The organism is Patulibacter sp. NPDC049589 (assembly GCF_040675535.1).
In the GTDB taxonomy this organism is placed as follows: Bacteria; Actinomycetota; Thermoleophilia; order Solirubrobacterales; family Solirubrobacteraceae; genus Patulibacter.
Window position 1 is genome coordinate 25,522 of record NZ_JBFAPC010000043.1, and the last position, 11,310, is coordinate 36,831.

The following is an 11,310-nucleotide window of genomic DNA, read 5'->3' on the forward strand; positions in this document are numbered from 1 at the left end:
TCGTCTCCGGCGGGCATCGGGCTCCGCCGCGGGCGTGTGCCATCTGAGGCTGACCGGCCGGGCGCCGCGCTCACGGGATCCGGGCTCGTCGCGAGCGAGGCTCGACGCCCGTCGCCCGGGTCACCGCAGATACCGGCGGGAGGCCCGCAGCAGGTACGGCCCCAGCGACGTCGAGAACGGCTGCGTCAGGTGCTCGGTGTCCTTGCGGACGAGCGCGCCGCCGACGACCGGGAAGCACCGGCTGGCGCTGCAGAAGAATCGCGTGAGGTCGATGACGTGGACCCGGCGCTGGCCGGACGCCCGGGCCGCCTCGGCCTGGGGATCGGGGCCCAGGTCCTCGCCGCGGGGGTGCGCGCACGCGGCGCCGGGATCGCCGTGCCGCCGCACCGCCCGGTCGACGCAGCCCGCCTGCAGCCGCGAGATCCTGGGCGTGTCGCGGATCACGATCACGCTGCGCACCGACGACGGCAGGGACTTCCAGGCGCGGCGGTAGTCGGCGCGCCTGGCGGCGTCGTCGGGCAGGGCGTGCCCGCCGATGTAGACCGTGTGGATGGTCGGGTGGGCGGCGAGCCAGCGACGGACGGCGCGGAACCACGCGGCGCACCGGCGGTTCTTGGCCGGCGTCTGGTAGTTCGGGTGCGGCGTGAACGGGCAGCCCGAGCGGGTCATCGAGATCGCGCCCCACCGCTTCGCGTCCGCGACGACCTCCAGCGCGCCCCGCCAGTGCCCGGCGTGGCTGTCGCCGACGAGGGCGACCGACGGCCGCTCGATCCGGGCGAGCCAGCCGAACTGGCACGGCTCGGCGACGCCCGGCACGACCGGGAGCTTGCAGAACGCGTTCGGGGTGATCGTCGCGTCGTCGGGGGTCGGGATCGCGACGTGGCGCAGGTCGGGGTTCACGCACCGCCGGCCGGGGGCGCGCGCGGCGGCGCCGTAGCACCGGGGCTGGACGAGGAGCCCCGTGACGCCGCTGCGGTAGCCGGTGTCCGGGGCGTGGTCGACGCACGGCGCGGCGGCCGGGCAGGCGGTCCGGTCCGTCCAGCGCGACGAGACGCGCCAGCGCATCGGACCCGCCGGCAGGCCCGCGGCGGCGGGCGGGAACTGGGCGACGACCGCGTTGCGCTCGGGGCGGGAGATCACCGCGGCGATGCGCGTCGCGGGGCCGGACGTCCCGTCGGGCCGGACCGGCGCGGCGTCGAGCGCCGACCGGTCGCGGGCCGGGACGACGCAGATCCGCACCCGGGTGGCGAACCCCTTCCCGGCGGAGACCTCGACGCACAGCTGCCGCGGGCCGTCGAGCGCCAGGCGCGCGGCGCTCCACGGCGCCTTCGTCCCGATGCTCAGCTGGAGCTGCGTGTCCTGCTGCCCGAAGGTCGCGGACGTGACGTCCAGCGACCCGCGGACGTCGCCCGCCGCGTCGGAGTGCGGGGAGGGGGTGAGATCCACCGGGCTGCCCCACGACGTGGTCGAGACGCCCAGGGAGAGGAGCAGTGCCACCACGAGGAGGAGTGGCGCTGGTCGGTGGGCCGCGGAACGCATCGGGTGAATATGGCGAATGTCGGGAGTGCCGAGGCGCCAATATCCGGGTGCTGTCGCGTGATCCCACCGGTCGCCGGAGTGGTGGCCCGCACGGGGCCGGGGTGTCGTGGGGCGCGCGCAACGCCCTCCAGAGGGGTGCGCCACAGACGCCTGGTCCCTTGACCGGACCGGACGCCCGCGGGTACCGTCGCCCCCCACATGACCCAGCTCAGCGGCGTACACCCACTCGGTCGGACGGCACGATCCGCGGTCCTCGCGGTCGTGGTGGCTGCCCTCTCCGCCCTGGTGTTCGCCCTGCCCCACACCGCCTCGGCGAGCACCCGCTCCTGCAGCACGCCGACCTACCCGGGTGTGGGGTACTTCACGTCGCTGAAGGTCACCAACACGACGTGTGGGACCGGCACCAAGGTGCTCAAGGGGTACTACAAGTGCCGCATCAAGCACGGCAAGACGGGGCGGTGCACCTCCAAGGTCGTCGGCTTTCGCTGCACCGAGAAGCGCAACTCCATCCCCACCGAGTTCCTGGCCCGCGTGACGTGCAAGAAGGGCAAGGTGACGGTCGTCCACACCTACCAGCAGGACACGTAGGCCCGCCCTCGCCGGTGCGGCGCCCCGGCCTGCCGCGGGGCCGGGGCCTCGGGTGCGGGATTCCCCGTTTCGGAGCCGCACACCGGGTAGAGACGGTGGAAGCGCCGCGAAGCGCCGGGGGCCCGACGGCCGCCGGCCCGGCGCTCCCCCCGCCGTCGATGGAAGGCCGTAGTCATGGACCGTTCGAAGCTCAAGGTCGTGCAGTACCTCGCCGAGGCGCACGCCTCCGAGGTCGCGCTGGTGCGCGTGCTCCAGTCGCAGATCGCGATGACCCCGAAGGGCCGGTTCCGGAGCGGACTCGAGTCGCACCTCGCCGAGACTCGGGACCATGCCGACCGCCTGCGCGGGCGGCTGAAGGACCTGCGCTGGGCGCGCAACCCGCTGCTCCTGGCCGTCGGCGTCACCGAGACGGTCGTCGGGCAGACGCTGGCGCTCGGCAAGACGCCGCTGGACCTCCTGCGCGGCACCGGCGGCGAGGAGAAGATCCTCAAGAACGCCAAGGACGCCGCGGCGACCGAGGCCCTCGAGATCGCGACCTACACCGCCATCGAGGAGCTCGCGAACCTCGTGGGCGACGCCGAGACGGCGCGCCTGGCGGCCTCGATCCGCAAGGACGAGGAGCGCATGCTCGAGCGGATCCTGCGCGAGATCCCGCGCCTGACGAAGGCCGTCGTTGACGCGGACATCGGCGGCGACCCGTCGTACGACCCGACCGAGACCGGCGCGGCGGACGCTGTGAAGAGCGCGGCGGGCAAGGCCCGCAGCACGGCGGACACCGCGAAGCGGACGGCGAAGCGGACCGGCACGCGCGCGGCGTCGAAGTCGCGGGCGAACGCCCGCAAGGTCCCCGGCGTCGCCGCGACGGAGGGCGCGGTCCGCGGCGCGGTGGCCGTCGAGGACGACCTGCCGATCGCCGGCTACGACGACCGGACCGCGGACGAGATCGTCGCCCGGCTGCCCGGCCTGACGCAGCTGCAGCTCGCCGTCGTCGCCGGCTACGAGCGGCGCAACGGCGCCCGCACGACGGTCCTGGACCGGATCGACGCGCTCCGCGGCGACGAGCCGTGGTCCGGCTACGACGAGCTGAACGCCCCGGAGATCAAGGCCGCGCTCGCCGCCGGCGACGAGGGCCTGGCGCGGAAGGTCGCCGAGTACGAGCGGCGCCACAAGGACCGCGCCGGCGTGCTCACCGCCACCGAGCGCCGGCTCCAGACGGTCTGACCCGGCGGGGCCCGCGCGGCGTCGGCGACGGACCCGTGCCCCGGTGCGGGGCCCGCGGGCCCCGCCGACGGGAGCCCGTTCAGGCCTTCAGCCGCTTGAACATGAGCTGCTGGATGTTCGTCGTCACGCCCGGCGGCGAGCCGGCGGCGTGGTACGCGAACGTCACCTCGCCGACCGGGTTCCAGCCGTCCGCCCCGAGCTGGGCGATCCGCTCCTCGGCGGCGAGCACGTCGTCGACGGTCTTCTCCTCGCCCAGCCAGAGCTCGACGTACGTGAACTCCCAGGCGGGCATGGCGGCAACCGTACCGGCGCGTGGCGTCCCGGCGCTCGACCGGCGCGCGGAACCCCTCTAGGGTTCCCACGATGCGGCGCGTGGCAGTGGTGGCGACGATCCTCGGCCTGGCGGTGGGGGCCGCCGGCTGTGGCTCCGACGACGACGGGAGCGGCGGGACCCAGGCGTCCGGGACGTCGACGGCAACCTCCGACGCCGTCCCGACGGCGTCCACGGCGACGGCGACCTCGTCCACCGCGACCTCCGACGGCGGCGGCGCGGACGCCGGCGCCTACGCCGAGACCTACGAGCAGCAGTGCACCCGGCTGGTCGACGCCTTGACCGGTTACCAGGAGCGCTTCAGCGACGTCTCGGGGGAGGACCCCGACGACCTCGTCGCCGTCTACAAGTCGCGCACGACGGCCCTGCTGGCCGACCTGCGGGGGACGTTCGTGACGATGTCGAAGGCCCAGGCCCCGCCGGAGTACGAGAAGTTCCAGCGCTCGATCGAGCGGGCGATCCCGGACATCGAGCGCCGGGTGGCGAAGGCGACCGACGTCGTCGCCTCGATCAGGTCCCGGGAGGACACCCCGAACGCGGGCTCCGACGTCAAGAAGGCCCTCGCCGGCGCGTCCTCGGACGGCTTCCCGGCCTCCCTCCTGGTCAAGGCGCCGACGTGCGCCAAGATCGGCGGCACGGGCTGACCCCGCCGGCGGGGGCGGGCCGCGGGGCGTGACGGGCCGCCGCCGTCCCGCGGGGCGTCACGGGCCGCCGCCGTCCCCGGGAGCGGCGGCCTCAGCGCCCCCGCACCGTCCGGCGCACGGTGCTCGTCGCGCCGTCGTCGTCGGTGACGGTCAGGGCGACCCGGACCGTCCGGCGCCCCGTGGCGCGGATCCGCCGGACGAGCCGGGCCCTCCGCGACACGACCTTGCCGCCGACGCTCCAGCGCCACCGGACGATCCGGCCGTCGGCGTCTGTCGACCGCCGCCCGTCGAGCACGTAGCGCGCCGCGCCGCTCGCCCGCCGGATGCGCGCGCGGGCGCGGGGAGCCGCGTTGGTGGGCGCCGCCGCGGCGGTCGCGGTCGGGCAGTCGGCGTAGACGTAGCAGGGCAGTGCGGGCTCGGCCCGCAGCAGCGGGCTGGGCAGGGCGACCCCCGCGATGATGTCCCGCAGCAGCGGCAGCGCGCCGGAGACCGTGGCGATCGGGTCGAGGCCGGGGATCGTCAGCTGCGAGCAGACCGAGCGGTCGATGCGGCCCGGGTCCGCCGGGCCGGGGTGCTCGATCGCGTCGAGCACGAGCGCGAAGGAGACCGGGTCGACGGTGCCGTCGAGCACGTGGTCGGAGATCCGGCCCGGGCAGACGTCCTGGATCGCCGTGCGCCGGTAGCCGCCGCTGCTCGCGGCGCCGTGCAGGACCGTCGAGCTGGGCGCCACGACCTCGTCGCTGGTGCTGTAGATCGACGTGTAGCTGACCGGGGCGAACATCTCGCGGTCGGAGTTCATCGCGGCCAGGAACCGGGACTTGGGGTCCAGCTGCCAGACCGCCGGCGGGCAGCCGCGCAGGCCGCAGGTCGCGAAGATCACGGTCGGGAAGAGCGTGGCCAGGTCCTCCGGCGGGGCGCCGTGGTGGGCGGCGGCGACGCCGACCTGGTCGGCGACCATCGCCCGGGTGTCGGGCCAGAAGCGCAGCGCCCACCGCGGCTGCATGCCGCCCTGGCTGTGCCCGACGACGGAGATCGGCCGGCCGGCGAGCGCGAACGTCTTGCGGATCGCGTACGTGTCGTACTCGCCGGCGACCGCGATGTCGCCGAGGTTGTGGTTCGGCGCCGAGACCGCGCACCACGGGATCCCGCGCGCGCTCAGGGCCGGCATGAGGTTCCACGAGTAGAAGTCCTGCGCGTCCACGAACGTGCCCGGCACCAGCAGCACGGCGGGCTTCGAGTGGTCGGAGAAGTCGCCGCGGCACGTGATCGCGTCCTCGAGCTGCGCCTTGGGGACGGTCAGCGGCGGGCCGGGGCGGTCGCCGGGCGCGAAGGGCCGGTCCGCCGCGCCCGCGGTCGCGGGGAGGACGGCCGCCGCGAGCAGGGCGACGAGCAGCGGCAGGAACGGGATCCGCACCGTCCGGGCGGGCCGGGGGAGGGGACCGCGGGCTCGGGACGGACGGCGGGAGGGACGGGGACGCACGCGCAATCCCTACGCGCTCCGGCGGGCCCCGTCAAGGGGCGGGGCTCAGACGTACGTCGCGAAGAAGAAGAACCAGATCGCCGCCGCGACGAGCGCGACGGAGACCGAGACGACCATCACGACGTCCAGCGCGGAGGTCGTCCTGCCCGTCGTGCGACCGTCGCGCATCGACTGGTTCCACGGCATCCGCACCGTCACGTCGTCGGACCCGCCCATCGCCTTGGCGTAGAGGCCGTTGAGGACCGCGAGGACCTTCACCATCACGAAGCCCGTGATCGCGATCGCCACGAGGATGAACGCGGCCTGACCCATGGTGAGGTTCTGCGAGTCGGCCTTCGACGCGGTCAGGCGGATCCACAGGTAGGGGTTGCCGGCCCACATGAACAGCCCGCCCACGAGCATGAGCGCGAGGATGGCGGCGCCGGCGAGCTTCCTCGGGGGGGTCATGTGGCGCGATGGTACCCCCGGTAGGCGCGCGTACGCCACTCGGCGGTGCGAGGGCCGGGGACGGTGGGGCGGTCGAGCGTCCAACCTGGCCATACTCCAAGGAATGACGCGGACGTTGCGCCTCACCTTCGCGATCGTCGCTGCGGTGACGCTGGCGGGAGCCCTGCTGTACACGAGCTTCGCCGGGTCCGCCGAGGCCCGCCAGCCGAGCCAGATGACGAACGCCGAGGCCGGCCGGGACTACCGGCTGACCGGCATCGTCGTCACCGGCACGGTCAAGCGCAAGGGCGACGCGCTCCTCTTCCGGGTCCGCGACCGCAAGGGCGGTGCCTCGGTGCCGGTCGACTACACCGGCCAGGTGCCCGACGCCTTCCGCGAGGGCCGCGAGGTCATCGTCACGGTGCAGAAGGAGGGCGAGACCTTCACGGGCAAGCCCGACTCGCTCATCACGAAGTGCCCGTCGAAGTTCGACGACGGCAAGTCGAAGCCGGGCGAGCAGCAGATGGAGTGGCGCGACGGGTCCGACAAGGTCGTCGAGGGCAAGTAGCCCGTCATGGACCTCCTGGGTCGCGGACTCCTCGTCCTCGCGCTCATCGTCGCCGTCTACGGCGCCGTCGCGAGCCTGATCGGCGCACGGCGCCTGAAGGTCGCCGCGGACGGCGGCCCAGACGCCACCGCGTTCGGCGCCCTCGGAGGCCACGGCTCCGCCTGGGTCCGCTCCGGCCGGCGGGCGATCTACCTCGTCGCGGTGATGACGACGGTCACGTTCGTCCTCGTCGAGATCATCTTCATCCGGACGGACCTCCGGTTCGACGTCGTCGCGAGCCACTCGTCGACGACGACGCCCCTGGGCTACCGGATGGCCGCCCCGTGGAGCTCGCAGGAGGGCTCCCTGCTGCTCTGGGTCTGGCTGCTGTCGCTGTGGAGCTCGCTCGTCGTCCGGCTCGCCGGCCGGCGGATGGCCGACGTCGTGCCGTGGGCCCAGGCGGTCCTGCTCGGCCTGGCGGCGTTCTTCCTCTTCCTCAGCGTCTTCTACAGCTCGCCGTTCCGGCTGAGCGACACGGTGCCGCTGGAGGGCGAGGGCCTGAGCCCGCTCCTGCAGTACCCGAGCATGATGATCCACCCGCCGATGCTCTACAGCGGCTACACGCTGTTCGCGGTGCCGTTCGCGTTCGCGGTCGGCGCGCTGGCGGCGGGGCACGTCGGGTCCGACTGGATCCGCCACACGCGGCGCTACGCGCTCGGCGCGTGGCTGCTGCTGGGCATCGGCATCGTCCTCGGCTCCCGCTGGTCCTACGCCGAGCTCGGCTGGGGCGGCTACTGGGGCTGGGACGCCGTCGAGAACGCGTCCCTGATGCCGTGGATCATCGGCACCGCCTTCATCCACTCGGTGATGATCCAGGAGAAGCGGGGGATGCTCCGCACCTGGAACGTCTCGCTGATCCTGGCGACCGGGATCCTCTGCATCCTCGGCACGTTCATCGTCCGCTCGGGGATCATCTCCTCGATCCACGCGTTCGGCAGCTCGACGGTCGGCTGGCAGTTCCTGACCCTGCTGGCGGTCATGACCGGCGGCTCGATCGCCCTGGTCACCTGGCGCCGCGGCATGCTGCGGTCCGAGCACCGGATCGACTCGCTGCTGTCGCGCGAGGCGATCTTCCTCGCCGGCAACGTCGTGCTGGTCCTGCTGGTCCTCGTGATCCTCTGGGGCACGTTCTTCCCGCTCCTGACCGACGTCCTGACGGGCGAGCAGCGCCCGTGGGCGTCGTCGACGTGGGGTTGGTGGGTCGGGCCGCTCGCGCTCGCCCTCGTCGGCCTCATGGGCCTCGGGCCGCTGGCCGCCTGGCGCAAGACGACCCGCGCCCAGGCGTGGCGCCAGATGCGCGGCCCGCTCGCCGTCGGCGTCCTCGTCCTCGTCGCCGGCACGCTGCTCGGCGGCGGCGGCCGGGTCGACGTGGCGCTCGCGCTGCTGTTCGGCGGCTTCGTGATCGGCGCCGTCCTGCAGGAGCTCCAGCGCGGCGTGCGCGCCCGGCGCATCTCCACCGGCGAGGCCTTCCCGATCGCCCTCCCGCGGCTGATCGGCCGCAACCGGCGGCGCTACGGCGGCTACCTCGTCCACGCCGGGTTCGCGGTCCTCGTCCTCGCCGTGGCGGCCTCCTCGGCCTTCAAGGACACGCACCGCGTGCACGCGAAGGTCGGGCAGGAGATGAAGGTCGGCGGTTACACGCTGCGCTACGAGGGCGCCATCGGCGACTACCGCCTGAAGGACCAGCGGATCCAGAAGCTCATCATCGGCGCGAAGGTCGGCGTCTTCCGCGGCGGCAAGCGGGTCGAGACGATCCGGCCGACCCGCGAGTTCTTTCCGTCGCAGAACCCCGCCGACGGCCCCGTCGGTCGCTTCTTCAACGGCGAGGCCGCGACCGAGGTCGCCCTCGATGCCGGCCTGACCCGCGACCTCTGGGTCGCGATGCAGCCCGACGGCGACGCGCTCGTCGACGTCTACTCCGCGCTGGACAAGAAGCTGAAGGGCACGACGGCCCCGTTCGCCCGCGGCGCGGAGCTCGCCCTCGGGTTCGTGCGGCTCTACGCCCAGCGCCCGGCCCCGGTGACCTTCCAGGTGATCGTCTCGCCGCTGGTCTCGTGGATCTGGCTCGGCACGCTCGTGATGGCGTTCGGCGCGCTGCTGGCGATGTGGCCCGCCCCGGACCTGCAGGCCCGGCGCGTCCGCGCCAAGCAGAAGGCCCGGATCGCCCGGGACCTCGGCCTGGCCCGGGAGCAGGCGTCGTGAGCGTCGCCGGCCCGCTGCTGGTCCTCGTCGCGTTCGCGGCGACGCTGTTCCTGCTCTCGCAGCCCTTCTGGCCCGGGCAGGCCGAGCGGGCGGAGGAGGTCGACGCGCTTCGCCGCGCCGACCTCGAGGCCGCGAAGGTCGCGAAGTACCGCGAGATCCGCGACGCCGCCCTGGACCACGACACCGGGAAGCTCTCCGACGCCGACTGGAAGCCGATCGACACCCGCCTGCGGTCCGAGGCCGTGGTCATCCTGGACGAGCTCGACGGCCTCGCGCACGTGCGCGGGACCCGGTCCGCGGCCGGCGAGGAGCTGCCCGGCGGCGCGGCCATCGCCACCGGCTCCGACCCGGCGAGCGCCCGCGACGCGGCGCGCGCCGGCGACCTGCTCGAGACCACGGACCGGGTGGACGCGGCGGATCCGCCGCCGGCCCGGTAGGATCGCTCCCGATGGAAGCTGTGCTCTCGGTCCTCCAGATCGTCGTCTCCGTGGTGGTGATCGCCCTGATCCTCATGCACTCGGGCAAGGACGCAGGACTCTCCGGCGCGTTCGGCGTCGGCTCCGGCAGCGGCCCGCTGGGCGGCGGCTCCAACACGGAGCGCAACCTCAACCGCTGGACGATCTTCTTCGCGCTGGTGTTCGTCGTGAACACCATCGTCCTGATCCGCATCGCGTAGCGGCCGCGGGCCGCGGGCCGCGCGCCCGCCCGCAGCAGGTCCCGACGCCCGGCCCCGGCCGGGCTTCGTCGTTCTCGGGGGTGTTCCGGCCGACCGTTGCCGGGTCAGTCGGTGACGGTGATGCCGCCGAGCGTCCGCAGCCCGGGCGTCAGGACGGCGTGGCCGAAGCGCGCCCCGTCGAGCTCGGGGGTGCCGACGAGGGTGCGGCCGGCGGTCAGCGCCTCGACGCCCGCGAGGACGTCGAGCGGCGAGACGAGCAGCGGCACGGATCCGGCGGCGCCGACGATCCGGCCGTCCGCGATGCGGGACGTGCCCTCCGGGGCGAGGCCGTAGGCCAGTCCGAGCTCGGCGTTGATCGGCCGCAGGTCGGAGATGCCGGTGACCAGGAGGCCGACCTCGACGCCCTCCACGAGCGCCTCGAGGTCCGCCGCGTCTCCGGCGCCCAGGACGAGGTTCGTCGGGCGCGGTCCGCGCGATCCACCGCCCGGGGCCGTCGCGTGGCCGGTCGACGTCCGCGAGCGGCCGTCGTGCACGAGCGACGCGAGCGTCCCGGCGCGGACGATCTCCAGCCGGCGCTTGAGCACGCCGGAGGCGTCGAACGCGCGGGTCAGCGTGCCGGCGGCGGACGGGTCGTCGGCGAGGTCGACGCCGGGAGCGCCGACGGGGGTCCCGAGCCGGGCGTCGACGCGGGTGCGACCGTCGGCGGCCGCGAGTCCGTCGAACACGAGCGGCCCCGCGACGTCGAGGATCGCGGCGACGGCCTCGGGGGCGAGCACGATCGTCTGCTCGCCCGGCGTCGGGTCGCGCCACTCGCCGGTGGGGACCCAGGCGAGCGCGCGCCGGGCGACGGCTGCGCCGTCGATCCCGGACGCGGCCCGGGCGCTCTCCGCGGCCGCGGCGGCGCGGACCCCGCCGGCGCCGACGCGGACCCGCAGGTGCGCGTCGGTGGTGCGGCCGGTCAGGACGAGGCCCGTGGAAGCGGCCAGCGCGTGGCTCAGCGCGCCGTGGGTCCACGTGGCCGCCACGTGGGTCGCCCCGGCGGCGGCCTGGGCCGCGAGGACGGCCCGCAGGCCGAGTGCGGGGTCCGCCGTCGCGGTCTCCTCGTCGCCGTCGCCGTCGTCGGCATCGACCGGGCCGGCGGGCTCCGGGGGCGGGGTGGCGTCGCCGGGGCCGTCCGCGGCGGCCGCGACGGCGTCGGCGGTGCGGATCGCGCGCCGGGCGGCGGACGCCAGGGCGGCGCCCTCGAGGGCGCTCGTCGTCGCGGTGCCGAGGTGCCCGTCGCGCCAGGCCGTGAACGTGACCTCCGTGCGGTCGACGGTCCCCGTGCGGAGCTGACCCCCGCGGGGCAGCGTGACGTGCGCGGAGCGGTCGTGGAGCACCGTCACCCACCCGTCGCCGTCGAGGGCGTCGAGGGCGCGGGCGGCGAGTTCGGCGGGCGGAGTCGGGCTCATGCGGGTGTCCTCGTCGGGGCGGACGGCGTCGGCGCGCCGGCCCGGGGCCCGAACGCTAGTCGACCGCGCGGCCGGGCCCCGGTGCGGCGGGCCGCGCCGTGGCCTACCCGCCCCGTACGCTGGGGCGATGCGTCCGGGCCGCGGC

General features: G+C 74.8%; 12 protein-coding genes. 7 read left to right on the plus strand and 5 right to left on the minus strand.

The window, feature by feature from the left end:
* Window positions 1–120: 120 nt before the first annotated feature.
* Window positions 121–1,539, minus strand: coding sequence for an SGNH hydrolase domain-containing protein (locus AB0L40_RS10470; RefSeq protein WP_364353219.1), 1,419 nt, complete (start codon window positions 1,537–1,539; stop codon window positions 121–123).
* A 198-nt stretch (window positions 1,540–1,737) separates the two neighbouring features.
* On the opposite strand from AB0L40_RS10470, the gene AB0L40_RS10475 reads away from it, so the two are divergent.
* Together AB0L40_RS10475 and AB0L40_RS10480 are read left to right on the plus strand one after the other, a co-directional pair.
* Complete coding sequence (locus tag AB0L40_RS10475) at window positions 1,738–2,127, plus strand: hypothetical protein (protein WP_364353222.1); 390 nt, start codon at window positions 1,738–1,740, stop codon at window positions 2,125–2,127.
* A gap of 174 nt (window positions 2,128–2,301) precedes the next feature.
* Window positions 2,302–3,348 carry a DUF892 family protein gene (locus AB0L40_RS10480; RefSeq protein ID WP_364353225.1) on the plus strand — a complete coding sequence of 349 codons (1,047 nt, stop codon included), beginning with the start codon at window positions 2,302–2,304 and terminating at the stop codon, window positions 3,346–3,348.
* 79 nt (window positions 3,349–3,427) lie between these two features.
* Here the strand turns inward: AB0L40_RS10480 and AB0L40_RS10485 are convergent, their stop codons facing one another.
* On the minus strand, window positions 3,428–3,640 hold the full coding sequence (locus AB0L40_RS10485) for a hypothetical protein (RefSeq protein ID WP_364353227.1): 213 nt from the start codon (window positions 3,638–3,640) through the stop codon (window positions 3,428–3,430).
* 71 nt (window positions 3,641–3,711) lie between these two features.
* On the opposite strand from AB0L40_RS10485, the gene AB0L40_RS10490 reads away from it, so the two are divergent.
* Window positions 3,712–4,323 (plus strand): hypothetical protein, encoded by a 612-nt coding sequence (locus AB0L40_RS10490; protein ID WP_364353230.1) that lies wholly within the window; start codon window positions 3,712–3,714, stop codon window positions 4,321–4,323.
* A 91-nt stretch (window positions 4,324–4,414) separates the two neighbouring features.
* Here AB0L40_RS10490 and AB0L40_RS10495 read toward each other — a convergent pair whose 3' ends face one another.
* Both AB0L40_RS10495 and AB0L40_RS10500 read right to left on the minus strand, forming a co-directional pair.
* Window positions 4,415–5,737: a PKD domain-containing protein gene (locus tag AB0L40_RS10495; RefSeq protein WP_364353233.1), complete on the minus strand. Its 1,323-nt coding sequence runs from the start codon at window positions 5,735–5,737 to the stop codon at window positions 4,415–4,417.
* 111 nt (window positions 5,738–5,848) lie between these two features.
* Window positions 5,849–6,250: a hypothetical protein gene (locus AB0L40_RS10500; protein WP_364353236.1), complete on the minus strand. Its 402-nt coding sequence runs from the start codon at window positions 6,248–6,250 to the stop codon at window positions 5,849–5,851.
* A gap of 103 nt (window positions 6,251–6,353) precedes the next feature.
* Between AB0L40_RS10500 and AB0L40_RS10505 the strand changes: the two genes are divergently transcribed.
* The 4 genes from AB0L40_RS10505 to secG are packed head-to-tail and all read left to right on the plus strand — an operon-like array spanning window position 6,354 to window position 9,714.
* Window positions 6,354–6,797, plus strand: coding sequence for a cytochrome c maturation protein CcmE (locus AB0L40_RS10505; protein WP_364353239.1), 444 nt, complete (start codon window positions 6,354–6,356; stop codon window positions 6,795–6,797).
* A gap of 6 nt (window positions 6,798–6,803) precedes the next feature.
* Window positions 6,804–9,038, plus strand: coding sequence for a cytochrome c-type biogenesis CcmF C-terminal domain-containing protein (locus AB0L40_RS10510; protein ID WP_364353242.1), 2,235 nt, complete (start codon window positions 6,804–6,806; stop codon window positions 9,036–9,038).
* Entirely contained in the window at window positions 9,035–9,475 is a 441-nt protein-coding gene (locus tag AB0L40_RS10515; protein WP_364353245.1) for a hypothetical protein, read from the plus strand. The genes AB0L40_RS10510 and AB0L40_RS10515 overlap by 4 nt, the downstream gene beginning before the upstream one ends.
* Before the next feature lie 11 nt (window positions 9,476–9,486).
* Window positions 9,487–9,714, plus strand: a complete 228-nt coding sequence (gene secG, locus AB0L40_RS10520; protein WP_364353248.1) for a preprotein translocase subunit SecG — start codon at window positions 9,487–9,489, stop codon at window positions 9,712–9,714.
* 104 nt (window positions 9,715–9,818) lie between these two features.
* On the opposite strand, the gene AB0L40_RS10525 is transcribed toward secG, so the two are convergent.
* Window positions 9,819–11,165, minus strand: coding sequence for a metallopeptidase TldD-related protein (locus AB0L40_RS10525; protein WP_364353251.1), 1,347 nt, complete (start codon window positions 11,163–11,165; stop codon window positions 9,819–9,821).
* Between the last annotated feature and the right edge of the window lie 145 nt (window positions 11,166–11,310).

Bases quoted from the DNA above. Each gene is read 5' to 3' on its own strand.
- AB0L40_RS10470 (WP_364353219.1), bottom strand. From the start codon at position 1,539: ATGCGTTCCGCGGCCCACCGACCAGCGCCACTCCTCCTCGTGGTGGCA.
- AB0L40_RS10475 (WP_364353222.1), top strand. From the start codon at position 1,738: ATGACCCAGCTCAGCGGCGTACACCCACTCGGTCGGACGGCACGATCC.
- AB0L40_RS10480 (WP_364353225.1), top strand. From the start codon at position 2,302: ATGGACCGTTCGAAGCTCAAGGTCGTGCAGTACCTCGCCGAGGCGCAC.
- AB0L40_RS10485 (WP_364353227.1), bottom strand. From the start codon at position 3,640: ATGCCCGCCTGGGAGTTCACGTACGTCGAGCTCTGGCTGGGCGAGGAG.
- AB0L40_RS10490 (WP_364353230.1), top strand. From the start codon at position 3,712: ATGCGGCGCGTGGCAGTGGTGGCGACGATCCTCGGCCTGGCGGTGGGG.
- AB0L40_RS10500 (WP_364353236.1), bottom strand. From the start codon at position 6,250: ATGACCCCCCCGAGGAAGCTCGCCGGCGCCGCCATCCTCGCGCTCATG.
- AB0L40_RS10505 (WP_364353239.1), top strand. From the start codon at position 6,354: ATGACGCGGACGTTGCGCCTCACCTTCGCGATCGTCGCTGCGGTGACG.
- AB0L40_RS10510 (WP_364353242.1), top strand. From the start codon at position 6,804: ATGGACCTCCTGGGTCGCGGACTCCTCGTCCTCGCGCTCATCGTCGCC.
- secG (WP_364353248.1), top strand. From the start codon at position 9,487: ATGGAAGCTGTGCTCTCGGTCCTCCAGATCGTCGTCTCCGTGGTGGTG.
- AB0L40_RS10525 (WP_364353251.1), bottom strand. From the start codon at position 11,165: ATGAGCCCGACTCCGCCCGCCGAACTCGCCGCCCGCGCCCTCGACGCC.